Raw genomic sequence first — 23416 nt, forward strand, 5'->3', positions numbered from 1 at the left:
GGCGTCAGAACCGAGCGTTGACGCCAACCCGGAAGGCCGTCGGTGAGCCCGGCGTGATGTTGGTGTTGCTGAACGAGTACAGGAAGTATCGCGCGTTGAAGATGTTTTCTACGTTGAGCTGAAGATCGAGCTGGGGCGTGAGGCGGTAGTAGATCGCGCCATCGACGCGTGTGTAACCAGGCATGGATACGAGGTTGTCCGTTGCCGCGAAGCGCCGCCCCTGACGAATCACGCCGACCGCGGCGCCGAGCGATTCCGTTGGATCGAACCGCGTCCACAGCGCAGCCGCGTGCTTCGGCACGTTCGGCACCCGGTTCCCGCGCAGCACCGTTTCCGACTGCGTATCGAGGAACTTCGCGTCGGAATAGGTGTAGGAGGCGATCAGGCTGAGCTGGTCCGTAATCTCTCCCTGCGCGCTCAGCTCGACGCCCTTGGTGCGCTGGCGACCGATCGGGACCGTCGGCGAACTGGGATTGTTGGGATCACTCAGCGCCAGTACATTGCTGCGATCGAGCTGGAATACCGCGCCCGCGACATTGAAGGTCGGGAGAATGTCCCACTTCGCGCCGATCTCGTAATTCTGATACTTCTCCGGCGCGAGGCTCTGATTGGTCAGGTTGAGGCCGGCGAGTTGATCGCCGCCGCGCGGCAGGTAGGTCCGCGAGTAGGCGGCGTAGATCGACGCCTGCTCGACAGGCTTAAAAATCAAACCGGCGCGGGGCGACCACAGGTTATCAGTGACATCGAACTCGCGCTGCTGGCCGGCCGGGAAGCCGATCGTCCGCTGATCGCGCACCTTCGTGCTGAAGTTCTCGTAGCGAATGCCGAGCACGACCTCGAACATCGGCGACAGCGCAATCTGATCCTGGATGTATCCGGCGGCGACCTTGGCGACGCTATTATTCTGGCCGCTGCTCGCGACTTGGCGCCACAGCAGGTCGGGACGACGGATGCGGGGCGCCGCAATTGTCGCGAAGACCGTCTGGACACCCTGCGCGTTGGTGGAGGTCGGGAAAAAGCCTTCAAGGCGAAGGTTGTCCGTTTCTTGCCGGCCAAACTCGGCACCGATCAGAAGCGTATGCTCAATGGAGCCGGTCGCAAATCTCGCGTTGAGGTCAGTCTGATTGAACAGGTTCTCGCGCTGGGTCGCGTTATCGTAGGCCTGGATTGGGACGATCGTGCCCGGCGCGTAGCTGCCAGCCGGGAGGCCGGCAGGATTGACCTGGGTGGTCGTGTTCACCGCGCCGGGAAAGACGTTGCGGTAGAATTTGTCGTATTGGGCATAGCGCGTGCGGTTGCGGATCACCACGTCGTCGCTGAAGCGGTGCTCGATGAACAGCGTGCCGGCGTCAGTGCTGGTCCAGGTCGGGCTATTGTCGGGGTCGCCGAAAAACTCCCCGCGCCGCGTGCGCAGTGGTTTGCCCAGGTAGGAGGACACGCCGCGGTCAGCGACGCGATCGTCCTCGAAATGCTCGTATCCTATCGAGACCGTCGTGTCCGCGCCGAGTGCCAAGGTGGCGGTGGGGTTCAGGCCCCAGCGCTTATAGTCGACTCCATCACGGTAGCTGCCGCTGTTCTGGTAGACACCCGTCAGCCGGAGCGACAGCATGTCGTTCACCGGTGCGCCTAGATCGATCTGGCCGCGATAGTGATCGAAGCTGCCCGCCTCGACACGGCCGCCAATATGCTGCCGACCATCGGCGACCTTGGTGACGCGGTTGATAAGGCCGCCGACGCCGCCGCGGCCAAAAATCATCGCGTTCGGCCCTTTGAAAACCTCAAGCCGCTCGATGTTGTAGAGGTCTCGATAGGTCTGAACGTCATCACGGATGCCGTCGACGAAGAAATCGCCGGTGGTCGAGTTACCGCGGAACGACAGGGTTTCCCGGTTGCCCTCGCCCTGCGACGCGAAGACGCCGGGAACGTAGCGGATCGCGTCGCCGATGCTGTTTGACGCCTGGTCGGCGATTTGCTTCACCGGAACGACGGTAACGCTTTGGGGCACGTCAACGAGCGGCGTGTCGGTCCGGGTCGCACTGACGCTGCGTGAGACCTTGTAGGAGGTCTCCGCCTCCTGTTCGTCAATGGCCGTGTCGGTCACGGTCACCGTGCCAAGCTCGGCAGGCTTGCTCTGCGCCTGTCCCCAGGCTGGCGATCCAGCAGCGATCAGCAACGTCGTCGATAATGCGCCTAGCGAGACGCCCTTGATAATGGTCTTCATAACCCCCCTCGTTCTATTGTCATAGCCAATGGCGCCGTTTGTTGCGAACCGTTCTCATTTCTCGGGCTACCAATTACGCTACCGCAAGTCAATCGCAACATGCTGAGGCGCTGAGTTCGGATTGAACAGGATTCTTCTCGGAGATCTGAGTCACACGATCGGCCGTGGTCCGAGCGACTGGTGACCGCAGGGCATCTTGACTCGGGCGTGCGCTGCTTCCCGATTGGATGATGGCTAGGTGTAGCGGCTTGCAATGATGATCGCCCAGAACTGCAATAGAGGGGTGTTTCGGGCTCGGATTGTGTGAGACGCTGGCGATCGGCCGGCGCACGATCGTTGAGACACAACCCACATTCGGTGCGACGGACCTAAGATATTCAATCAGCAGCGCACGATCGCGGATAAGGCGATCAAAGCGGCAATCCTGCTGCGCGCATATCGTCGGTTAGCTCACGTGCACGAGCCGGATCGAGCCCGCCGCAGAGGAGTTGTCGGATTTCCGCCGGCTTGGCGTCAAACCGGTCCGCCAGGCTCTTCGTATCGTAGCCGTGGCGGGTAAGCTGGGGTTCGAGGTCGTCAATCTGCCGCGACAGCACGCCCTCGACCGTCGCGGCATCGATGGGTTTCACGCTGGCCTCAAACCCTGCTTCGAACGCGCGAACGAGATGGCGGCCGATTTGGAGTGGGGTCTTGAGCTTGGCGGCGAGCAGGATCGCCGCATCCTCGGTCAGCACCGCATCCGGTTCGATCCCCAGCGACAGCGCGGTGCGCAACGCCCAATCGATATAGTCGCGCTGCCGATCGGCAGCGTCTCCACTCGGCGCACTGCCTCCATCCAGATCGCTAACGCAATCAAGGTGAGCGGCCAGAGAAACAGCGGCGCGAAGCCCGTCGCGGAGACTGCGCCGAGCAGCGCCAGCGCGATCCAGCGCAGCATCCGATAACTCACTAAGCGCCCCACCTTGCGTCCCTCGATCTGCACTAACGAACCAGGGAATGGCAGAGTGTCCTAATGGCGGCAATGGGCCGAGGCTGCGTAAAAGTAGGGATTGTGTAGTCTATAAATCCGTCAATTCTGACGCCGCAGGCGCTCCGCCTAAAGCAGACCGCCGTCGAGCAAAATCGAGGCAAGGCTTCCTACCAACAGCTTCGGCCCAGCGGGCAATTGGTCGAGCCGGAGATCGGGCCGACCCCTCCGTGCCGATGCCGACTAACCCTGTCGGAGTTTAGCCTTGAGGTCACCACAACGCCACCGCCAGATCATGACGTTCTCGGTCAACGAGATGAACCCCACTCGACGCCGCGATTAGCACGGCGCTTAGCAAGGTGGCCGGCTCCGCCCAGCTCGGCGATCGGGGCGCCACGACCGTCTCCGCCACCGCTCCAGCGCCCCCGACCGGCCTTGGATCAACCTTTCGAGCCGCGCTTCAGAAACTAAACGACATCAACGCGGAAGCGGGCGCGTTGACCGTCGCCTACGAGAAGGGCGAGACGACGGACATCGCCCAGGTGATGCTCGCCCGGCAACGCTCCAGCATCGGGTTTGAGGCTACGTTGCAAATCCGCAACAAGGTGCTCTCGGCCTACAAGGACATCATGAATATGGCGGTGTGACCGCGCCGCCGGATGCGCTCGCCCGACGCCCGGTGTTCGTGTCGGGAGCTCGACCAAGAAAAGCAGCAAACCGCGCGACGTCGCGAACGTAGTTAGGCTGCTTAGCTGGGATAGCCGGCGCAACTTCATGTCTTTGATTCACAATCAGGCGCTCTCGCAGCGTCTCCAACCCGTCGAACTGCGAAGTAAGACAGCGTGGATTATCGCGTGTGTCGGAAGCAGCCCACAATCAGAACCCAGACTATGAGCGCCGGTCGGCTTCGGCAAACGGAATTTACCTAGTCTGATATGTATGATAATGTCCTTTATCACACATTCAAAAGGACCATGATCGCCATGCCCGAGACGGCCTCGACACCGCCGCAGCGCCGCCCTGTCATCCGGGCCGTGAGCTTCGATGAGGCCGGCGCGGCGATCGGCCGCTTGCTGCCGATCGCGCTGCCGCCCACGCGCGCGGCCGAGACCGGCGCGTCGGCCAAGGTGAGGGCATAGCGTGGATGGTACGCTAAACAACGCTAAGGGCGAACAATCAGCGAACGCTTAGGCGGCGCGGCTATCCGGCGGCAGATTGAGGGCCTTGCGGCCAGCGGAAGCGGCTGCTCGATCCCAGAGGAAATCGCCCGAGAAAGCAATATGCTCCCAACCTACTGGGGACGTATGGGCGAGTAGATCATCAGGCACCGCGACCGATGTTGATCGTAGATGCTGGGCGGCGGCATCCATGTAGATCGTGTTCCAATAGACGATCGCGGCGACGAGCAGATTGAGGCCGGACGCCCGATATTGCTGCGCCTCGTGGCTGCGGTCGATGATGCGGCCCTGGCGGAATGTGTAGATCGCCTGCGTCAGGGCATGGCGCTGCTCGCTGTTGTTGAGACCGGCATGGCATCGCCGGCGCAGATCGGGATTTTCTAGCCAGTCCAGCATGAACAGCGTCCGCTCGATCTTGCCGATTTCCTGTAGCGCGACATCGAGCTGGTTCTGCCGTTCGTAGGCAGCGAGCTTTCGCAGCATGACCGATGGCGCGACATGGCCGGCCTTGATCGACCCTACGAGGCGCAGCACGTCTTCCCATTGCTCACCGATGATGTCGGTGCGGATACGCTTGCCCAACAGCGGGGTGATGGACGGATAGGCCGTGACCGGCGCGATCGGCGCGAGCCGCCTGTCGGGGAAGTCGCGCAGGCGCGGGCAGAAGCGAAATCCCAGCATCGCGCACAGGGCGAAGACATGATCGGTCGCCCCGCCGGTGTCGGTGTAATGCTCGACGATCCTGAGATCGGTGCCGTGGCTGGTGAGGCCGTCGAGGACATAGGGCGCCTCATGCGTCGCGGCCGAGATCACTTTGACGTGGTAGGGCGCGCGCTGATCAGAATTATGGGTGTAGAAGCTGAAGCCATGATCGACGCCATAGCGGGCGTTGATATCGCCGCCCGACGCGCCGCGCTTCGCGGCCCTGAAGAACTGGCCATCGGAACTGGACGTGGTGCCGTCGCCCCATACTCGTGAGAATGGCAGGCGGTGGTGCGCGTTGATGAGGAGGGCCAGCGCCGCGCGGTAGCTGTCGTCGCGGATAGCCTTCACCAGCGTGCTGCGCGAGGCCGAGGTTCGCATCAGCATGGATGGTCGAGGGCGGTGGATGGACAACGTCTTCATCGAGCGCCTCTGGCGCTCCCTGAAGTACGAATGCGTCTACCTCCATGCCTTCGAGACCGGCTCGGAGCTGAAGGCTGGCCTTGGCCGGTGGATCACCTATTACAATACCCAGCGTCCGCACTCGGGCCTTGCCGGAAAAACCCCGGTCGAGGCCTATCGGCGGATCGGGCAATCAGATCATGGGGGGCATGCCCCCCATGATCTGATGATCAAGCAGGCGGCATAATGACAACCGGGATTAGCTTAACTTAGCCGCCAAACTGTCCAAGAAGGCGGCACCACCTCACGACGCTGTCCGCCAGGATGCAGCCGTTGAAGGTCTCGAGCTTGTTGATGATCCCGGTTGCTGCATCACGCTGGTAGTTGAACAGCTTCTGCCAGACGAGGCTCTCCTGATAGCCCGTCCGGTCATTGGGCAGAACGTCTTCATCGATATCCTCCAGGAACGCATGGAAGATATTGTAGAGCATAATGAAATAGACGCGCTCGGGGGAATTCTCCTGATAGACCGAGGCGATGTGGTCGCAGATCGCGTCAGTGACGTCTTCCACGCGCGACGGGTCGGACCAGATGGTGTCGAAGAGCTGGATGTAGCTCTGCGTGTGCATCGCCTCGTCGAAGCGATTCACGAAATTGGATACAGCGTTGCCCTGAGCATAGCCCAAGTCGACTGCCGTGAAGCCAGAAAGCGGCATGTAAGCGACGCTGGCAGGCGCTCCGTCAACCGCAAGAAACTGCTGCATTGGGGCAGAAGACGCATTTGACTTGAAGCGCGCCTTCTTCCGGATCCATTCAGCGCATTCCCGCGCGATCGCTCGCTGAGTCAGCCGGTTGCGAAGCTGGATCTCGAACTCCGACCCGGAGAGACCGGCAACCCTTTTGGATTTAGGGATGAAGAACTCGCGGCGCTCACGCGTCTTCCCGTCTGTCGCACGCTCGGCAGTGAACGTCTGCTCGGTGAACAGAAATTGCAGCTCTTCGATCTGGTAAAGCTCCTTGCGCAGAGCCTCGAACGCGAAAATGGAGAAGCTTGATGCGGCAATGCGGAGCCGCTGGCCGCGCTTGATGTCTTTCTTGAGCGCGTCACCAAGCAGAACGTTGATGTTGTCGATTATCTGCACGGTTTAGACTGTCCGGCGACCGAGGGTCTTGCAGCTGGCTACCATCAGGCTGTTCGTCCCGGTCCCATCAGAATCAATCCCGCTCCGACGAGGCAAATTGCAGCGCCAATGATATCCCAGCGGTCGGGTCGCGCGCCTTCGACACTCCAAAGCCAGATGAGAGACGCTGCGATGTAAACACCGCCATAGGCTGCGAAGGCTCGGCCCGCAGCGGACGTATCGACCAGCGTCAGCAGCCAGGCAAATATGGCGAGCGACACCATGCCCGGCGCAACCCACCAGGCAGATTTGTCGAGCCGCAACCATGCCCAGAACGAGAAGCAACCGGCGATCTCCGCCAGCGCGGCGAGCGCATAGATGAGTCCGGTTTGCAGGGTTGGCATGGTTAGTGCTCGATCCGTGGCGATAGTGGGGCTGGGCAGACCATTGCCGGGTGTCGCAGCATCGTCAACGCGGTCTGGTGGATCCATGCACGCGAGGCCGAAGCGTTGGCGCCAAAGCAGCGATCTTCGATCACGTTGCGGTCAGCGTGCGCGGGGCGAGGGTCTCGATGATCTTGCAGTCGGCAACGGTCCCGTGACGGCAGGATCCGATGACCCGGTCCAGTTCGCCGCGCAGTGCGCTCAGATCGGCGATCTTGCGGTCGATTTCGGTGAGGTGGACGCGCGCGATTCCGTCAACGGCATCGCAGGATTGGGCCTTGTCATCCGACAGCGTGAGCAGTTCGCGCACGGCTTCGAGCGTGAAACCGAGATCGCGGGCGCGGCGGATGAACGACAGGCGCGCCAGATGATCATTGCCATAGGCACGGTAATTGGCACTTGTCCGGGCGGGTGGCGGCAACAGCCCGATCTTTTCATAATAGCGCACCGTCTCAACCTTCGTCGCCGTGGCGCTCGCGAGTTCGCCAATTTTCACTGCCACTCCTTCGGGCTTGACCCTGTAGTTGCTACAGGGTGTAGATAGAATGCCGACTCGCGGATTGTCGAGAAGGCAAAAAGATGGCTGATGATTGCTGCAAGGCCGCGTGCGGAACGACGGCAACTCTGAACGACCCGCGCTGGCGCAGGGCCTTGTGGATCGCGCTCGGCGTGAACGCCGGCATGTTCGCGGTGGAAATGGCGGCAGGGGCCGCTGCGGACAGCCGCGCGTTGCAGGCGGACGCACTCGATTTTCTGGGCGATGCCACCAATTATGCGATCAGCCTGCTGGTCGCCGGGATGGCGCTGGCATGGCGCGCGCGGGCGGCGCTGGCCAAGGGGCTCGCCCTCATTGGTCTGGGTGGTTGGGTCATGATCACAGCCGTTCTGGCGGCGCTCGGCGGAGCTGCACCCGAGCCTGAACTGATGGGAGTCATCGGCGCGCTCGCGCTGGCGGCCAACACCGGTGTCGCCATCATGCTCTACCGTTTTCGCACTGGAGACGCGAACATGCGCTCGGTCTGGATATGCTCGCGCAATGACGCGATCGGCAATATCGCCGTCATGGCAGCCGCACTTGGCGTGTTCGGCACCGGGACAGCCTGGCCCGACCTCATTGTTGCAGCGATTCTGGCGCTGCTCGGGATCAGCGGCGGCATTCAGATTGTCCAGCAGGCACGGCGTGAATTGCGGAGCGTTGCGGCATGAAGGTTTCCCGTTCGACACATATCGCGCTCAAGCCGGAAACAGTCTGGGCCGAGGTGCAGACGGCGCGCCTGCTGCAGCATATCGCCTGGCCGCTGGTGCGCTTCATCCCGGTCGATGACGCGGCGTTCGACGGGTTTCGGCCTGGCGAGCGCTATGAGGTCAAGCTCCGCCTCCTTGGCATTATTCCGTTCGGGACACAGTGGATCGTGACGTCCCAGCACGAAGCTGCCGGCACCGAATGGCCGAAGCGTCTGCGCGATGACGGCTATAGTCACCTGATCACAAGGTGGGACCATTGGATTACGGTTGCTCCGGATCGGAGCGGGGGGACACATTACACCGACGAGGTTGAGGTGTCCGCCGGCTTGTTGACCCCGCTTATCTGGGCATTCGCGCAGATCTTTTATTGGCACCGGCAGGGACGCTGGCGGGAGCTGGCTAAAAGCCTAAGCGCGCGGCGGGTAATTGCGGCCGAAATGGCGGCATATCGGTCAGCTGAAGCTTTAGGAAATCATGGCCTTGCCTGGCGCCATCTTGAACGGGTGCACATTATTGCACAGCCCTTTTGGGGCCTCCATCTCGCCATTCACGGCGCAATGTTCAGTCTCGCCATCCGGCAGCGCGATTGGAGCGAAGCACTTGGCCAGATCTTCCGACTGCTTCTGGCACCCATCGGCGCGCTGACGGGAAGGTTGCCGATCGGAAATACCGGGCTGTCGACTGTGAGCGCCTTTCAGCCAATGCCAATTCCGCCTGATCTTTTGGAGCTCTTGCAAGACGGGGTAGGCGAATGACCTTAAGCGTTTACGGTTGCTGTTTCCGGTCGGAACGAGTAGGTCATTAGGGTGCGATCTATGTTCCTTCTGTTAGGGCTGGCTATCGGTCTTGCCTTTTTCGGCGTTGAATCGCCGGCTGCAGCGCATGGTGCGAGCGGGTACGACAGCGTCATGATGCTGGATGCTCACGCTGATCATGCAAACAGGGACGGGCACCGGAATAGTTCCAGCGATGACGGTGGCCCATGTCATGGGCTGGTTCATCATCATTGCAGCATCGGACTTGCCAGCGAAGGGGCAAGTGATTTTGGTCTGCCACTGGGCGGCGATACCTCGCATTCAGCCTTGAGTAACGCCGTTCTGAGTTCGTTCGCTCAAGCGCCTCCCCTTCAACCGCCGTCAGCCTGAACCCAGTCGCTCAGTGCACTCGGGCCATTGCGCCCGTGTGCCATTTGCACCTGTGTTCAGGAGTTTTCCATGCAATTGCTTTTGTGCGTCCCCACCCGGGCGGCGATGCTGGTCGCTGCCTCGCCAGCGCTGGCTGCCTCCCCCTTTATCAGCGGTAGCGAAATCGAGCACCCACTTGCCGATACTATCCGGCTAATCACAACCCGGACTGTTGCGGCTAACTCCGTGTCTCTCCCTCTGCGCAGGGCATATCCCACTCCAAAGACAAGACGCGCCGGCAAAGGTCAATCGTCCGACTTGCCGATTGGTCACCCATGCAGGCCGGTCTTTATGACGGAGCGCCATCTCGATGCATAAGATTTTTGTGACTTTCTTAATCGCCGCCTCATGCGCTTCGATCGCCCATGCACAGGTCGGATCGATCGCACCCTTTTCGCAAGATTCGCCAGTTTACACGCTTGAACAGGCAGTCAGTTCAGCTGGCGGATCCGCACCCGCCACGGAAGCAGCCAGTGCTGCGGTCGAGGCAGCGCGCGCGGGTCGCACCGTTGCGGGCTTGCGGCCGAACCCGGTCGTTCAAGGCCAGGTTGAGAACGTCGTCGGGTCAGGTCCGTATCGGGGCGTCCGCAGCGCGGAAACCACGGTCGGTTTTGCAATCCCGATCGAGCTAGGCGGCAAGCGCGGCGCCCGCGTCGCGGTCGCCAATGCGCAATTGTCCCGGGCCGAGATCCAGGCCGCGATCATCGCGGCGGATGTCCGGCTTCAGGTGACGCAGCTCTATGTCGAAGCCGTCGCAGCCGACCGGCGGGTGGCGACGGCGCGGGATCAGGCCCGGATCGCCAGCGACGCGCTTCAGGCTGCACGCATTCGGGTGCAGGCGGGCCGCGCCTCCCCTTTGGAGGAGCAGCGAGCGGAGGTTGCCCGTATCAACGCTGAGGCGAATGTGGAGCAACAGCTTCGCTTGGCCAAAGCGGCTCATACAAACCTGGAGCGGCGGATCGGCGGACCGATAACCGGTGTTCTTGACGGGACAGCACTCGACCGCTTCGCCAATGCAAACGTTTATGGTCCGGTAGCGACAGTGGACACTTCCAGTACTCTGGCAATGGCGGCCGCGAACGCTGATGTTTCTATTGCAGAAGCTGGGGTACGTCTTGCACGCGCCAATCGGGTTCCTGATCTGAATGTCGGTCCTGCTATTCGCCGCTTGGAAGAGACCAACGACTTGGCGGCGGTGTTGACCGTGTCGATTCCGATCCCGGTGTTCAATAATGGTCGCGCGGCGATTACGCAGGCGACCGCGCAGCAGTCTCAGGCAGATGCTCAGCGCCGGGTGGCTGCGCTCGACATAGAGCAGGCAATCACCGACGCGCAGGCCCAAGCGGCAAATGCGGAAACAGCGGCTCGCACAGCCTCCGGCCCTGCCTTGGCGGCTGCCGAGGAGGCCGCCCGCATTGCCCGGATCGGTTATCGGGAGGGTAAGTTCGGGCAACTTGAGTTGCTTGATGCAGAACGTACCCTCGCCGAGACGCGTAACGCTGCGATCAATGCGCTCGCAAACTATCAGAATGCCCGTGCGCGGTTGGAGCGGCTCACCACTCCTGCGCCCGATGGAGGAAACAAGTGATGAAGAGTCTTTATCTCGCTGGCGCAGCGTCGCTCGCGCTCCTGCTGGCTGCATGTGGCGGCGAAAATTCAGGTAATGAGGAAGGCGCCGCCGCCAATGAAAGGGCCGCGAACGGGGAAAATGGCGGTACTGAATCGGGCCATGCCGATGAAGGCGTCGTCACGCTAGATGCCGATCAGATCGCTGCCGCCGGCGTGCAGATCGGACGACCGATCATCGGCGGAGCCGGGACGATCGAACTGCCTGCGATAATCGAGGGCGACCCACAGGGAACGCAGGTCGTCTCGGCCGCAATTGCGGGACGCGTGGTCGCGCTCACCCGTAACCTCGGCCAATCGGTCGGACGCGGCCAGACCATTGCGGTCATCGAAAGCCGCGAGGCGGCGCAGATCAAGGGCGAGGTCGAGGCGGCGCGGGCGCGGCTTCAGCTCGCTAATTCGAACCTCGCGCGCGAACAGCGGCTGTTCGCGCAGAGAGTCTCCCCTGAACAGGATCTGATCGCCGCCCGCACAGCGGCGACGGAGGCGCGGATCGCCCTGACGCAGGCGCAGAGCATGGTTTCGGCGGCGGGTGTCGGCGGCGGCGGGCTCAACCGGCTCGGCATTGCCGCGCCGATCTCGGGCCAGATCATTGCGCGCCCCGTGACGCTGGGACAAACGGTCGCGGCGGATGCCGAACTCTATCGCATCGCCAACCTGAGCCAGGTGTCGATCGCGCTTAATCTCAAGCCCGAGGATGCGGGCCGGGTGCGTCCCGGCAATACGGTGCTGGTGAAGGCGGCAGGCCGTCAGGCGACCGCCCGCGTGACCTTCGTGTCGCCGGCGCTTGATCCGCAGACGCGGCTCGTGCCTGCGCTCGCCACCCTCGACAATCGCGGTGGCGAATGGCGGGTCGGCGAGCCTGTGACGGCAGCCGTGCAGCTCACGGGCAGCGGCGGGAGCGGGGCGGTCCGCGTGCCGACGACGGCGGTCCAGAGTTTCGAGGGCAAGTCGGTCGTGTTCGTGCGCACGCCCACCGGCTTCAAGGCGACCCCGGTCCAGCTCGGCGATGCGTCGGGCGACACGGTGATCGTCCGGTCGGGCCTGACCGGCAACGAACAGATCGCCACCACCGGAAGTTTCACGCTCAAGGCCGAGATCGGCAAGGGCGAAGCGAGCCACGAGGATTAAGCCATGATCGCCCGTATCGTAACCTGGGCGGTCGAGAAGCGCTGGCTAGTCCTGCTCCTCACCGTCATCGTCGCCGCCATCGGCGCCTTTTCCCTCTACCGGCTACCGATCGACGCGGTGCCGGACATCACCAACAATCAGGTCCAGATCAACGTCCGCGCGCCTGCCCTCTCGCCCGAGCTGGTCGAGAAGCAGGTGTCGTTTCCAATCGAAACCGCGCTCGCCGGCACCCCCGGCCTAGAATATACGCGCTCGTTGAGCCGCAACGGATTCGCGCAGATTACTGCCGTCTTTTCGGACGCGACGGACATCTACTTTGCCCGCCAGCAGGTGGGTGAGCGTTTGCAGGGCGTGCAGGAGAACCTCCCTGATGGCGTAAACCCTGAAATGGGTCCGATAGCGACAGGCCTGGGCGAGGTGTACATGTACACCGTTCGGCTCGAGCATCGTGAGGACGACAAGCACAAGCCCGGTGAACCGGGCCAGCAGCCTGACGGCAGCTATATCACGCCCGAGGGTGAACGACTGACGACCGAAGTCGACAAAGCGACCTATTTGCGCACAGCGCAGGACTGGATAGTGACGCCGCTTCTGAAAACCACGCCAGGCCTAGCAGGAGTTGACTCAATTGGCGGCTACGCCAAACAGTTTCTCGTCGTGCCCGACGTTCAAAAGCTGGCTTCGCTCAACATTACCCTCACAGATCTGGGTACTGCGCTGGAACGCAACAACACCAGCGTCGGGGGTGGCTTCGTCAATCGCAATGGTGAGGGTCTGGCTGTCCGCTCGGACGCGCTTGTTCGCAATGCGAGCGAGTTGGCCAGGACAGTGATCGCGACGCGTAATGGCGTGCCGATCACTGTCGAACAGGTTGCGACTGTGAAGACGGGTCAGGCGATCCGCATGGGTTCGGCGTCGGAGAACGGCACGGAAGTCGTCGTCGGCACGGCGATCATGCGGATTGGCGAGAACAGCCGCATCGTTTCGACTGCGGTCTCGGAAAAACTTAAGACGATAAACGCTTCGCTGCCCCCTGACGTCGTCATTCAGCCAGTGCTCAACCGCACGGAGCTGGTAAATTCGACGATCAAGACCGTCGCCAAGAATCTTTCGGAAGGCGCTCTCTTGGTTATCGTCGTCCTCTTCCTGTTGCTGGGCAACTTCCGTGCAGCACTGATTGCGGCGTTGGTTATCCCAATTACCATGATGCTGACCGGTTTCGGGATGCTGCGCGCAGGCGTCTCGGCCAATCTGATGAGCCTTGGCGCCTTGGACTTTGGCCTGATCGTTGATGGCGCTGTCATAATCGTCGAAAACGCGTTGCGGCGGCTTGCCGAGCAACAGCATCATGAAGGGCGACTGCTGACCGTGAAGGAACGGCTGGCGACCGTGGCTCGCGCCGCCCGCGAAATGATCCGTCCCTCGGTCTACGGGCAGGCGATCATCATCCTCGTCTATGTGCCGCTGCTCACACTGACCGGCGTGGAGGGCAAGACGTTCGTGCCGATGGCGCTCACCGTCATCATCGCGCTCGCCTTCGCCTTCATTCTTTCTCTCACATTTGTGCCGGCGATGATCGCGATCTGGCTGTCCAAGAAGGTCGAGGAGAAGGACGGCCGCATCATAACGTGGCTGAAGAAGCGCTACGAACCTGGTCTCGACAGGGCCATGGCGCGCCCGACTCTAACGATCGGCGCGGGTGTCGCGAGCCTAGTAGTGGCGGCGCTTGCGTTCACCACCCTCGGCTCGGTGTTCCTACCGCAGCTCGATGAAGGCGACCTGTTGATCCAGTCGCTCCGCATCCCGGCAACGTCGGTTCAGCAGAGCCAGGCGATGCAGGTGCCGATTGAGCGGATGATGTCCAAGCAGCCCGAGGTAGCGTTCGTCTATTCCAAGACGGGCACGGCCGAACTGGCTTCGGACCCGATGCCGCCCAACGCGACCGACATGTTCGTCATCCTGAAGCCGCGCAAGGATTGGCCCGATCCCGAGTTGCCGAAGGAGGAATTGGTAAGCCGCATTGAGGCGAACCTCGCGAAGATCCCGGGCAATGCCTACGAGATCACCCAGCCCATCCAGATGCGCTTCAACGAGCTGATCGCCGGCGTGCGCGGCGACATCGCCGTAAAGGTATTCGGCGACGACTTCAGCCAGATGAACCGGACGGCCGAGCAGATCGCCGCGGTGCTGCGCAAAACGGAAGGTGCGGCGGACGTGAAGGTCGAACAGACAACGGGCCTGCCCATGCTCGACATTCGCGTCAATCGCGACGCAATGGCGCGGTTGGGGGTCACCGCGCAGGATGTGCAGGACACCGTCACCGCCACGATCGGCGGTCGAACCTCGGGCCAGATCTTCGAGGGCGACCGTCGCTTCCCGGTGGTGATCCGGCTGTCCGAGGCGCAACGTGCAGACATCGGTCTGCTCGAACAGGTGCAGGTGCCGTTGGCAGGGGGTGGCTATGTGCCGCTCTCCAGCGTCGCCGACATCAAGGTGATCGATGGTCCCAACCAGATCAGCCGAGAAAACGGCAAACGCCGCGTGGTGGTCCAGGCCAATGTGCGCGGTCGCGACGTCGGCAGTGTCGTCGCGGACGCGCAGGCGGCGATCGGCAGCCAGGTCCGGCTGCCCGCTGGTGCCTATCTCGAATGGGGCGGCCAGTTCGAGAACCTACAATCGGCAAGCGAGCGGCTGAAGCTGGTCATCCCGGCCTGCTTCATCCTGATCCTCCTGCTTCTCTACGGGGCGTTGGGATCGGTGCGGGATGCCGCGATCGTGTTCACCGGCGTGCCGTTTGCGCTGGTGGGCGGCGTGCTGCTGCTGTTCCTGCGTGGCATGGACTTCTCGATCTCGGCGGCGGTGGGCTTCATCGCCCTGTCGGGCATCGCAGTCCTCAATGGCTTGGTCATGGTCAGTTCGATCCACGACCTGATCCGGTCGGGCATGAGCCGCGAGGAGGCCGCGCACGTCGGCGCAATGCAGCGTTTGCGCCCCGTCATCATGACTGCATTAGTCGCCAGCCTCGGCTTCGTTCCGATGGCGCTGGGTTCGGGGGCAGGCGCGGAGGTGCAGAAGCCTCTGGCGACGGTCGTCATTGGCGGCCTGATCTCGGCGACGCTGCTGACGCTGTTCGTGCTGCCGACGCTCTACGCCCGGTTCGGGCAGAAGGTGATCGGAAACCCCGAGCACTACAGAGAGGAGCATGAAGGGGACGACCACGGTCAGACCTTCGTGAACAACTTGGCCTGATGGGTGAGCGGGGCGGTCCGCGATCGCCCCGCTCATCTCTTGGAGATGGGGATATGCCTCGCACCATAACCAGTTCAATGCTTCACGGTGGGCCACTGCGCATCTGGTCGGCGCTGACCGATCCGGATCACCGCCGGGCGTGGAGTCCGCTCGTATTTCTAGATAGCCCGTCCCGCCTGGGTGACACGGAATGCACCTTCGCGATTCAGGGCATCACCCGGCCGATCCGAACGCCCGCCCGGGTCGATCAATTCGACAAGCCGCATGCCTTCGCATGGTCCTGCGGCATCCCTTACCTTTTCACCCTCGAGGAACGGTACGAATTGGCAGGGAACGATGGCGGCACCAGGGTAACGCATAGCTGCACGCTACGCGGTGCGCTTTCATTCCCATTCGCGGCTATGATGTTGCGCCGCCTGCATTCCCTGATGGTCGAGGCAGACGAACGCTTCGCGACCTATCTGCGCTGGCGGGTAGGCCAGCCTGCCCGTGGGATCAATCGTCAGCGCGTCCCCTCCCGCTACAGGAGGAAGGCGCGATGATGACGCACTGGAAGCGGGCACTGCCCGCTCTTGTCCTCGCTGGTGGGCTGGCGGCTTGCTCGGAAAGCAAGCCGCCGGCCCCGCCAACGGAGCAGCAAATCCATTCGTCCGATAGCGCTGTGGCGACCGGGGAAATGGGCCGGCATCCGTATCGTTGTTCCGATGGGGAACCCCTGTTCGTCGACTACAAGGACAACGGCCTGCAGATCGATTTGCGGCGCTCCAGCAGCGCCGTGCCCATGACGCTGACCGCGCCAGCGCAGGGCCTCCAATATGTCGGCGAGACAGCCACCGCGACCTTCAAGGGGTCGCAGCTCACCATCGTGGAAGGCGAAGGCCGCACGCGGACCTGCGAACGGGAGGGCACCCGATGAACCTTCATGTCTTCCGACACGTCGCACCGCAACGGGAGAGAAACGATGTCTGACACGTCAATCTCGAATGTGATGGCCATTCGCGCCGAAGTAATCGCGCGAAGCCGCGCCTTGCGCGAGGCGCAGCCGACGGCACTGCCCGGCGTGACGCCGACCGCTCCAGCCTCAACCTTTGCCGACACCCTCAATGCCGTGGTGGCGAAGGTCAACGAGACCCAGGAGCAGGAGGATGTCGTTACCGAAGCATATGAACGGGGCGAAACCACCGACATTGCAACCGTCGCGCTCATCCAGAGCCGTGCGTCCATTACTTTCGAGGCGACGCTGCAAGTCCGGAACAAGCTGCTGTCTGCATATCGAGACATCATGAACATGCCGATCGGATGACGATCGCGAAGATAACTAAGGCGGTATTGGTATGATTGTCGGCACAAGGCCACGATTCAAGCAGATTATTGTCGAGGTTTGGAAGCCCCTCACGATCCTGTTCGTGTGGGACGTGGCGGTGACGGCATTCCACATGATGACCCCGATCAAGGAACCGCCTTTGCCGACGGCGCTGTTCGGCACTGCCATCGCGCTCTTCATGGGGTTTCGGACCAACGCCGCTTATGCACGCTGGTGGGAAGCGCGAACTCTTTGGGGCGCGCTCATCAATGCCTCGCGCAGCTTGGCCCGGATCACGCGCAGCCTGACCAAGGGGGAACCCGAGGGCAGTGAGATGCGGCACAACATCATCCTGCGGCAGATCGCCTTTGCGCACTCGATGCGCTGCCAGCTTCGCCGACAGTCGCCCTATGAAGAGATTGCCCGGGTCGCTGGAACGGAAGTCGCCGATATGGCGGTCGCCCGCCTGAACCCTGCCAACGCGCTCCTGGAGGACATATCGGGCATTTACGCCGACGCGCTCGCGGAAGGTCGGATCACCGAAATCCAGCAGGCAACTGTGGAGCGCGTCCTGATCGACATCGCCAATGCGCAGGGCGGCATGGAGCGGATCAAGAACACGCCGCTGCCCAATGGCTTTCGGTTCTTCCCGAACCTCTTCACGCATGTGTTCTGCGTGCTGCTCCCGATCGCGCTGGTCGAATCCCTGGGCCTTGCCACGCCGATCGGATCGACGTTGATCGGCCTCGTGTTTCTCGCGGTGCTGAGCATCGGCGAGGATCTGACCGATCCGTTCGCCAATAGCGTCCACGACGTGCCCCTCACGGCCATGTGCCGCACGATCGAAATCGACCTTCTCCAGACGGCGGAACTGCCGGCCCCCGAGCCGCTGACGCCTGACCACGGGGTGCTGTGGTAATGGGCGTGCGCGCTTTTCTGCATCTGCCCGGCCTGACGATTGCGCGCGCTGGCGCCGTTTTCGTTACCGGCGTGGTTGTAGGGGCGTGCAATCCAGTCCCCAGCGAACCCGCCGAGCCAGCTCACGATAAGCGGCTGACGCCAAGGCTGATCGCGCAACGCATCATGTATTGCGACGACGGCACCCGCGCCGATGTCGATTTCATCGACGACGGCTTGAAAATGGCCGTCACCTGGCTGCCGAAGGGCAGGACCGAGATCCTGCGCGCGCAGCGAACCGGTGATGAATTTCGCGGCGACCATTCGCGGGCTGTCGTGGCGGGCGGATCGATCGCGTTCACGCGACGCGGGAAGATCCGCGTCTGCCACCGAACCCCGGAGGAGTCCTAGGAAATGCAGGCACTGCTCTATACGCTTGCGCCTGTGCTGGCGGTCGTGCTCGGCGCGATTGTCGCGAGCCGCACCAAGTTGAAACCTGGCCTCGTGGCGGGCCTACAGCATCTCGCTGCCGGCGTCGTGTTCGCGGCGGCAGCGACCGAAATCCTGCCGCAGGTCAAGCATGAGGCATCGCCCAGCGCGACGTTGATCGGCGGGGCGGCGGGCGTCGCGACCATGCTGGGGCTCAAGGCTCTTGAGGCCCGCTTCAAGGGGCCGATGGCGCTACTCGCCGCGATCGGCATCGACATTCTGGTCGACGGCCTGGTGCTCGGCCTCGCTTTCGTGGCGGGCGAGAAGGCAGGTCTCCTGCTGACGATCGCGCTCACTCTGGAAGTGTTATTTCTGGGACTGACGCTGACCGACGAGCTGGCGGAAACCTATCGCTCGCGCTTGCGCATCATCGTGATCGTCTCGGCATTGGCCCTGCTGCTGCCGATCGGCGCGCTCGCTGCCGTGCCGGTCGCCGCGCTGTCGCCGGTGATGATCGCCGGCTTCCTCAGCTTCGGGCTGATGGCGCTGCTCTACCTCGTCACGGAGGAGTTGCTGGTCGAGGCGCACGAGAAACCCGACACCCCGCTCATCAGCTCGATGTTTTTCGTCGGCTTCCTGGCCCTGCTGACACTTGAGGAGATGATGGGATGATCCCGGGCAACGACAACAATGGCGGGCAGGAGCGCCGCACACTGTGGATCGTCCTGCTGCTGAACGCGGCGATCGCTGCGGGCTTCTTCGTTTCCGGCTTCTTCGCGGACTCGAGCGCGCTGATCGCCAACGGCGTCGACAACCTGTCCGATACGGCTGTGTATGCGCTGAGCCTTGTGGCGCTCACCCGGGGCCAGACATGGAAGACACGCGCCGCGGTCGCTTCGGGCGTCATGCTGCTGATCTTCGCGGGCGGCATCTTGATCGATGTCGGACGGCGCTACGTGCAGGGCAGCGAGCCCATCGGACCTACCATGATGGTCATGTCCGCGATCGCCGGCGTCGTGAATTACCTCTGCCTGCGGCTGCTCCAGCGCCTCAAGGATCCGGACGTCAATCTCCGGGCCGCAACCACCTTCAGCTTCAACGACTTCATTTCCAACGGCGGCATCCTGATCGCCGGCGTGCTGGTGCTGTGGTTGGGTACCAATTGGCCGGACCTGCTGGTCGGCTTCGCCACCGCCATCATCGCCATCAAGGGCGGTGTCGAAATCCTGCGCGACGCGCGGGCCGAAACCAAGAAAAGCGAAAGGAGGTCGTCATGAACGACAAGCTCGAACTCGACATTCCAGTGTTGTTGCCGGACCTTCCTGACGCGGCCGATGCCTGCCTGGACCGTCTCGTATCAACCCTGTCAAAGCGCGAAGGTGTCGAGCGGGCGCATGTGATCTGTCTCGACGGCAACACGCCAGCGGCGCTGTGCATCCATTTCGATGCCGCCAAGCTGCCGCTGCCACGGTTGCGCGAAATGGTGCGCGCCGCAGGTGCCGAAATCACCGAGCGCTACGGCCATGCGATCTGGCAGGTGACGGGGATCAACCACGAACGTCGGGCGCGCACGGTCAGCGATGCGCTGTGCGCCTTGCCCGGCGTGGTCCAGGCAAGCGCCAGCACCAGCGGGTCTGTCCGGGTCGAATATGATCGCCGCGAAACCACCGAAGAGGAGGTGCGGGCCGCGCTTCGCAAGCTGAAGGTCGGTGTGGGCAAACGCGTCGCGGCAGACGAACATGCCGACCATGACCACGGCCCAGGAGGCCACGGCGCGGAAAAAGAGAAGCACGGCCCCGACGATGGTCACGACCATAGCCATGCCGAATTTCTTGGTCCCAATACCGAGCTGATCTTCGCGCTCGCCTGCGGCACGCTGCTGGGGATCGGGTTCGCGATCGAGAAGCTGGTGCCCAGCGCGCCGGGTTGGCTGCCGACCGCTTGCTATATCACGGCCTATTTCTTCGGCGGATTCTTCACGCTGCGCGAGGCGATCGATAACCTTCGGATGAAGAAGTTCGAGATCGACACGCTGATGTTGGTCGCTGCCGCCGGCGCCGCTGCGCTGGGCGCATGGGCCGAAGGCGCGCTGCTGCTGTTCCTGTTCAGCCTTGGTCACGCGCTCGAGCATTACGCGATGGGTCGCGCCAAGAAGGCGATCGAGGCGCTGGCGAAGCTTGCGCCCGAAACAGCGACCGTTCGGCGCGACGGGCAGACCATCGAAATCCCGGTCGAACAGATGGTCGTCGGGGACATCGCCATCGTCCGCCCGAACGAGCGCCTGCCTGCGGACGGCTTCGTCATCAAGGGCACCAGCGCGATCAACCAGGCCCCGGTGACGGGCGAAAGCATCCCGGTCGACAAGGTGCCGGTCGCGGACGCGGCGGCAGCGCGCGCCAAGCCCGATGCGGTGGACGCGGAAAGTCGGGTGTTCGCCGGTACGATCAACGGCGGCGGCGCGATCGAGATCGAGGTGACACGCCGTTCCAACGAAAGCGCGCTCGCCAAGGTCGTGAAGATGGTGAGCGAGGCAGAGACGCAGAAGTCGCCGACGCAGCGCTTCACCGACCGGTTCGAGCAAATCTTCGTACCTGCTGTCCTCATCTTCTCTGTGCTCCTGCTGTTTGCATGGGTGGTCGTCGACGAGCCGTTCCGCGACAGCTTCTATCGCGCGATGGCGGTGCTGGTGGCGGCAAGCCCATGTGCGCTTGCGATTGCAACGCCAAGCGCGGTGTTGTCGGGCGTTGCCCGTGCAGCGCGGGGCGGCGTGCTCGTGAAGGGTGGTGCACCGCTCGAAAACCTTGGGTCACTCAAAGCGATCGCTTTTGACAAGACGGGTACGCTGACTGAAGGGCGTCCGCGCATCACGGATGTCGTGCCCGTCGATGGCGCCGATGAAGGCGAGTTGCTGGCGCTGGCGGTCGCCGTCGAGGCGCTAAGCGACCATCCTTTGGCCCAAGCTATCGTCAGGGACGGCCGCGACCGTCTGAACGATCGCGCCATGCCGACTGTCGGCGACCTCAAGAGCCTGACCGGTCGAGGCGTCACCGCGAGCGTGGATGGCGAGACGGTCTGGATCGGCAAGGCCGAGATGTTCGGAAGTGAGGGCATTCCAGCGCTGGGGCAGGGAGCGCAAGACGCGATCACGAAACTGCGCGAGAACGGTCGCACAACGATGGTGGTTCGCAAGGGGGACCGTGACCTGGGCGCGATCGGCCTGATGGACACGCCCCGCGCAGCGGCAAAGACCGCGCTGCGCCGGCTGCACGAGATGGGCGTGTCGCGGATGATAATGATTTCTGGCGATCACCAGAAAGTCGCCGAAGCGATCGCCAAAAAAGTCGGGATCGACGAGGCATGGGGCGACCTCATGCCTGAAGACAAGGTCGCGGCAATCAAAAAGCTTGCCGGCGAGGAAAAGGTCGCGATGGTGGGCGACGGCGTCAACGATGCGCCGGCGATGGCAAGCGCGACGGTCGGCATCGCGATGGGCGCAGCGGGTTCGGATGTAGCGCTGGAGACGGCAGATGTGGCGTTGATGGCCGATGATCTTGCGCATCTACCATTCGCGGTCGGCCTAAGCCGGCACACCCGCAGAATAATCCGGCAAAACGTCTTCGTCAGCTTGGGTGTCGTCGCCTTCCTCGTGCCTGCCACCATTCTCGGCCTCGGTATTGGGCCTGCGGTGGCGGTTCATGAGGGATCAACGCTGCTCGTCGTCGTTAATGCGCTCAGGCTGCTGGGCTACCGCGAACGAGCAATCATTGCTTTGAACCGCCCCGGGATTGCCGGAGGCCCCAACTCCTGAGAGGAAGGGTCTACGATGAGCAAGACGACGAACAAGTTTGCACCGGAGGTTCGTGAGCGGGCCGTCCGCATGGTGCTGGACCACCAAGGCGACCATTCGTCCCGCTGGGCGGCGATCACATCCATTGCCGAGAAGATCGGCTGTTCGGGGCACACGGTGCTAGAGTGGGTAAAGAAGACTGAGGTGAACAGCGGCAAACGTGCTGGCGTTCCCACCGAACTGGCAGACCGCTTGAAGGCGCTGGAGCGCGAGAACCGTGAGCTTCGGCAGGCCAACGAGATTTTGCGCAAGGCGTCGGCATATTTTGCCCAGGCGGAGCTCGACCGCCCGTTCAAGCAATGACTGCCTTCATTGTCGAGCATCGGGATGAGTATGGGGTCGAGCCGATCTGCCGGGTCGCCCCATCCACCTATCATGAACGTGTGGCATCGCGACGCGATCCCTCGCGCCTGTCACCACGTGTCCAGCGTGATGAGGCCATGAAGCCCGAGGTTCGGCGGGTGTTCGATGCCAACTTCAAGGTCTACGGCGTGGGCAAGGTGTGGCGGCAGATGCAGCGGGAGGGCTTTGATATTGCCCGCTGCACAGTGGAGCGGTTGATGCGTGATTTGGGCCTGCAGGGCGTGATCCGGGGCAAGCCGGTGAAGACGACGATCAGCGACAAGGCGGCTCCGTGTCCGCTCGATCAGGTCAACCGTCAGTTCCATGCGCCGGCACCGAACATGCTGTGGGTGTCGGACTTCACCTATGTCGCGACGTGGTCGGGGTTCGTCTAAGCGCTGAATGTCAGCTTCTGGCGGGAGCTGACATTCAAGCTATCTCATGTGAAAAATCCTGTCTGATCGGCGAAGCAGAGTGCATAAAAACACGGTCTACAAAAATCTCTCGCCCGCATGGTTTTCGAACAGCGCTGCGTCGCGGACGTAGCCGAGCAGCACTTCGACCTTTTTCTGCCGCGATACCTCCTGCATCTTCGGCAATGACGCACCGGACTTGGCCGCCTCGGTGAGAAATCCTGAGCGCAGCGAGTGGGCACCGACTGCGGCAGGATCGAGACCAACCTTTTCTGCATAGCGCTGGATTAGGCGGGCAACTGAGCGATCTGACATCGGCTCCTTGGTCATCATCCCTTGTGCGTCGGTGCGGTAAAACAACGGACCCGCCTCTCCTCCTCTGACGCTGAGCCATTCATTCAGCCGGGCACCGGGCTTGAGCACCTTACCAGAAGGCACCGCGATGACCTGCCCTGCCCCCTCCTGGTCAGTTTTCGAATGCCGGATCGTCAGCTTAAGCCCCTCGCGCACAAGTTCGAGGTCAGCCAACTGCAATGCGACTAATTCGGAACGCCTCAGCGCCGCCGCCAACCCAAGTGCCATGACCGCCCGGTCGCGGATCGCTCGTGGACTCTGGCCTTCGGCCGCTGCGAACATCCGAGCCAGATCGGCGGCCAGAATAGGGGGCCGGTGAGAGAATGTTCGAAAACGTACGCTAAGCATCCCGACCGTTCCGA

Annotated in this window: 23 protein-coding genes, 3 pseudogenes and 1 other annotated feature; of the genes and pseudogenes, 17 read left to right on the forward strand and 9 right to left on the reverse strand. The window is 62.6% G+C overall.

Annotated features, from left to right (window positions below):
• Window positions 1-4: 4 nt before the first annotated feature.
• The 3 genes from AX725_RS13985 to AX725_RS21310 all read right to left on the reverse strand — a co-directional run bounded on the left by AX725_RS13985 (window position 5) and on the right by AX725_RS21310 (window position 3158).
• Window positions 5-2221 carry a TonB-dependent receptor gene (locus AX725_RS13985; protein ID WP_066113912.1) on the reverse strand — a complete coding sequence of 739 codons (2217 nt, stop codon included), beginning with the start codon at window positions 2219-2221 and terminating at the stop codon, window positions 5-7.
• 410 nt (window positions 2222-2631) lie between these two features.
• Window positions 2632-2994: a hypothetical protein gene (locus AX725_RS13990; protein ID WP_230962527.1), complete on the reverse strand. Its 363-nt coding sequence runs from the start codon at window positions 2992-2994 to the stop codon at window positions 2632-2634.
• Complete coding sequence (locus AX725_RS21310) at window positions 2949-3158, reverse strand: hypothetical protein (RefSeq protein WP_167348229.1); 210 nt, start codon at window positions 3156-3158, stop codon at window positions 2949-2951. The genes AX725_RS13990 and AX725_RS21310 overlap by 46 nt, the downstream gene beginning before the upstream one ends.
• Before the next feature lie 368 nt (window positions 3159-3526).
• Here AX725_RS21310 and fliE (AX725_RS13995) point away from each other — a divergent pair, with 368 nt between their 5' ends.
• A complete protein-coding gene (gene fliE, locus AX725_RS13995) occupies window positions 3527-3835 on the forward strand; it encodes a flagellar hook-basal body complex protein FliE (protein ID WP_060979797.1) in 309 nt (102 codons plus the stop codon).
• A gap of 308 nt (window positions 3836-4143) precedes the next feature.
• On the opposite strand, the gene AX725_RS21315 is transcribed toward fliE (AX725_RS13995), so the two are convergent.
• Together AX725_RS21315 and AX725_RS14005 are read right to left on the reverse strand one after the other, a co-directional pair.
• Entirely contained in the window at window positions 4144-4314 is a 171-nt protein-coding gene (locus AX725_RS21315; RefSeq protein WP_155645651.1) for a hypothetical protein, read from the reverse strand.
• Window positions 4315-4375: 61 nt separating this feature from the next.
• Window positions 4376-5410 (reverse strand): annotated as a pseudogene (locus AX725_RS14005) (Tn3 family transposase); the annotation flags it as partial.
• A gap of 4 nt (window positions 5411-5414) precedes the next feature.
• Between AX725_RS14005 and AX725_RS14010 the strand changes: the two are divergent.
• Window positions 5415-5717: pseudogene (locus AX725_RS14010) on the forward strand (transposase); the annotation flags it as partial.
• A 22-nt stretch (window positions 5718-5739) separates the two neighbouring features.
• Here AX725_RS14010 and AX725_RS14015 read toward each other — a convergent pair.
• From AX725_RS14015 to AX725_RS14025, 3 genes are all read right to left on the reverse strand, one after another.
• Window positions 5740-6612: a phospholipase D-like domain-containing protein gene (locus tag AX725_RS14015; RefSeq protein WP_066113921.1), complete on the reverse strand. Its 873-nt coding sequence runs from the start codon at window positions 6610-6612 to the stop codon at window positions 5740-5742.
• Between the two features lie 44 nt (window positions 6613-6656).
• A complete protein-coding gene (locus AX725_RS14020) occupies window positions 6657-6995 on the reverse strand; it encodes a YnfA family protein (RefSeq protein ID WP_060979606.1) in 339 nt (112 codons plus the stop codon).
• Between the two features lie 130 nt (window positions 6996-7125).
• Window positions 7126-7530, reverse strand: coding sequence for a MerR family transcriptional regulator (locus AX725_RS14025; protein ID WP_052241857.1), 405 nt, complete (start codon window positions 7528-7530; stop codon window positions 7126-7128).
• Window positions 7531-7613: 83 nt separating this feature from the next.
• On the opposite strand from AX725_RS14025, the gene AX725_RS14030 reads away from it, so the two are divergent.
• The 15 genes and pseudogenes from AX725_RS14030 to AX725_RS20625 form a co-directional block, all read left to right on the forward strand.
• A complete protein-coding gene (locus AX725_RS14030; protein WP_060979605.1) occupies window positions 7614-8240 on the forward strand; it encodes a cation efflux transmembrane domain-containing protein in 627 nt (208 codons plus the stop codon).
• Window positions 8237-9034 carry a DUF3703 domain-containing protein gene (locus tag AX725_RS20620; RefSeq protein WP_081097181.1) on the forward strand — a complete coding sequence of 266 codons (798 nt, stop codon included), beginning with the start codon at window positions 8237-8239 and terminating at the stop codon, window positions 9032-9034. Before AX725_RS14030 ends, AX725_RS20620 begins: the two co-directional genes overlap by 4 nt.
• Before the next feature lie 163 nt (window positions 9035-9197).
• Window positions 9198-9365, forward strand: coding sequence for a hypothetical protein (locus AX725_RS20960; RefSeq protein ID WP_155646035.1), 168 nt, complete (start codon window positions 9198-9200; stop codon window positions 9363-9365).
• 408 nt (window positions 9366-9773) lie between these two features.
• Window positions 9774-11051 carry a TolC family protein gene (locus tag AX725_RS14040; protein ID WP_039330833.1) on the forward strand — a complete coding sequence of 426 codons (1278 nt, stop codon included), beginning with the start codon at window positions 9774-9776 and terminating at the stop codon, window positions 11049-11051.
• Window positions 11051-12220: an efflux RND transporter periplasmic adaptor subunit gene (locus tag AX725_RS14045; RefSeq protein ID WP_060979604.1), complete on the forward strand. Its 1170-nt coding sequence runs from the start codon at window positions 11051-11053 to the stop codon at window positions 12218-12220. The genes AX725_RS14040 and AX725_RS14045 overlap by 1 nt, the downstream gene beginning before the upstream one ends.
• A gap of 3 nt (window positions 12221-12223) precedes the next feature.
• Window positions 12224-15469, forward strand: a complete 3246-nt coding sequence (locus tag AX725_RS14050) for an efflux RND transporter permease subunit (protein ID WP_066113924.1) — start codon at window positions 12224-12226, stop codon at window positions 15467-15469.
• Between the two features lie 53 nt (window positions 15470-15522).
• Entirely contained in the window at window positions 15523-16011 is a 489-nt protein-coding gene (locus AX725_RS14055; RefSeq protein ID WP_039330838.1) for an SRPBCC domain-containing protein, read from the forward strand.
• Window positions 16008-16385, forward strand: coding sequence for a hypothetical protein (locus AX725_RS14060; protein WP_066113927.1), 378 nt, complete (start codon window positions 16008-16010; stop codon window positions 16383-16385). The genes AX725_RS14055 and AX725_RS14060 overlap by 4 nt, the downstream gene beginning before the upstream one ends.
• Window positions 16386-16430: 45 nt before the next feature.
• Window positions 16431-16772 (forward strand): flagellar hook-basal body complex protein FliE, encoded by a 342-nt coding sequence (fliE, locus tag AX725_RS14065; RefSeq protein ID WP_060979601.1) that lies wholly within the window; start codon window positions 16431-16433, stop codon window positions 16770-16772.
• Between the two features lie 31 nt (window positions 16773-16803).
• Entirely contained in the window at window positions 16804-17691 is an 888-nt protein-coding gene (locus AX725_RS14070) for a bestrophin family protein (RefSeq protein ID WP_060979600.1), read from the forward strand.
• The gene (locus tag AX725_RS14075; protein ID WP_060979599.1) at window positions 17691-18080 is read left to right on the forward strand and encodes a hypothetical protein; all 390 of its coding nucleotides are present in this window, start codon (window positions 17691-17693) and stop codon (window positions 18078-18080) included. Before AX725_RS14070 ends, AX725_RS14075 begins: the two co-directional genes overlap by 1 nt.
• Window positions 18081-18083: 3 nt before the next feature.
• The gene (locus AX725_RS14080; RefSeq protein WP_004212882.1) at window positions 18084-18770 is read left to right on the forward strand and encodes a ZIP family metal transporter; all 687 of its coding nucleotides are present in this window, start codon (window positions 18084-18086) and stop codon (window positions 18768-18770) included.
• Complete coding sequence (locus AX725_RS14085; RefSeq protein ID WP_004212885.1) at window positions 18767-19375, forward strand: cation efflux transmembrane domain-containing protein; 609 nt, start codon at window positions 18767-18769, stop codon at window positions 19373-19375. The genes AX725_RS14080 and AX725_RS14085 overlap by 4 nt, the downstream gene beginning before the upstream one ends.
• The gene (locus tag AX725_RS14090; protein WP_060979598.1) at window positions 19372-21906 is read left to right on the forward strand and encodes a heavy metal translocating P-type ATPase; all 2535 of its coding nucleotides are present in this window, start codon (window positions 19372-19374) and stop codon (window positions 21904-21906) included. Before AX725_RS14085 ends, AX725_RS14090 begins: the two co-directional genes overlap by 4 nt.
• A 15-nt stretch (window positions 21907-21921) precedes the next feature.
• A pseudogene (locus tag AX725_RS20625) lies at window positions 21922-22679 on the forward strand (IS3 family transposase); the annotation flags it as partial.
• Window positions 22203-22310, forward strand: a sequence feature (AL1L pseudoknot). It overlaps the preceding pseudogene by 108 nt.
• Before the next feature lie 99 nt (window positions 22680-22778).
• Here the strand turns inward: AX725_RS20625 and AX725_RS14105 are convergent.
• Window positions 22779-23416 (reverse strand): site-specific integrase (locus AX725_RS14105; RefSeq protein WP_155645808.1); only part of this gene is annotated, 638 nt, incomplete at its 5' end.

This window comes from Blastomonas sp. CCH9-A1 (genome assembly GCF_001557175.1).
Taxonomy (GTDB): domain Bacteria; phylum Pseudomonadota; class Alphaproteobacteria; order Sphingomonadales; family Sphingomonadaceae; genus Blastomonas; species Blastomonas delafieldii_A.

Excerpts from the sequence above, each read along its gene's own strand:
- AX725_RS14080 (WP_004212882.1), top strand. The coding sequence starts at position 18,084 with ATGCAGGCACTGCTCTATACGCTTGCGCCTGTGCTGGCGGTCGTGCTC.
- AX725_RS14070 (WP_060979600.1), top strand. The coding sequence starts at position 16,804 with ATGATTGTCGGCACAAGGCCACGATTCAAGCAGATTATTGTCGAGGTT.
- AX725_RS13985 (WP_066113912.1), bottom strand. The coding sequence starts at position 2,221 with ATGAAGACCATTATCAAGGGCGTCTCGCTAGGCGCATTATCGACGACG.
- AX725_RS14050 (WP_066113924.1), top strand. The coding sequence starts at position 12,224 with ATGATCGCCCGTATCGTAACCTGGGCGGTCGAGAAGCGCTGGCTAGTC.
- AX725_RS21310 (WP_167348229.1), bottom strand. The coding sequence starts at position 3,158 with ATGCTGCGCTGGATCGCGCTGGCGCTGCTCGGCGCAGTCTCCGCGACG.
- AX725_RS14090 (WP_060979598.1), top strand. The coding sequence starts at position 19,372 with ATGAACGACAAGCTCGAACTCGACATTCCAGTGTTGTTGCCGGACCTT.
- AX725_RS14055 (WP_039330838.1), top strand. The coding sequence starts at position 15,523 with ATGCCTCGCACCATAACCAGTTCAATGCTTCACGGTGGGCCACTGCGC.
- AX725_RS14020 (WP_060979606.1), bottom strand. The coding sequence starts at position 6,995 with ATGCCAACCCTGCAAACCGGACTCATCTATGCGCTCGCCGCGCTGGCG.
- AX725_RS14040 (WP_039330833.1), top strand. The coding sequence starts at position 9,774 with ATGCATAAGATTTTTGTGACTTTCTTAATCGCCGCCTCATGCGCTTCG.
- AX725_RS14085 (WP_004212885.1), top strand. The coding sequence starts at position 18,767 with ATGATCCCGGGCAACGACAACAATGGCGGGCAGGAGCGCCGCACACTG.
- AX725_RS14075 (WP_060979599.1), top strand. The coding sequence starts at position 17,691 with ATGGGCGTGCGCGCTTTTCTGCATCTGCCCGGCCTGACGATTGCGCGC.
- AX725_RS14045 (WP_060979604.1), top strand. The coding sequence starts at position 11,051 with ATGAAGAGTCTTTATCTCGCTGGCGCAGCGTCGCTCGCGCTCCTGCTG.
- AX725_RS20960 (WP_155646035.1), top strand. The coding sequence starts at position 9,198 with ATGCTCACGCTGATCATGCAAACAGGGACGGGCACCGGAATAGTTCCA.
- AX725_RS14030 (WP_060979605.1), top strand. The coding sequence starts at position 7,614 with ATGGCTGATGATTGCTGCAAGGCCGCGTGCGGAACGACGGCAACTCTG.
- AX725_RS14060 (WP_066113927.1), top strand. The coding sequence starts at position 16,008 with ATGATGACGCACTGGAAGCGGGCACTGCCCGCTCTTGTCCTCGCTGGT.
- AX725_RS20620 (WP_081097181.1), top strand. The coding sequence starts at position 8,237 with ATGAAGGTTTCCCGTTCGACACATATCGCGCTCAAGCCGGAAACAGTC.
- fliE (WP_060979601.1), top strand. The coding sequence starts at position 16,431 with ATGTCTGACACGTCAATCTCGAATGTGATGGCCATTCGCGCCGAAGTA.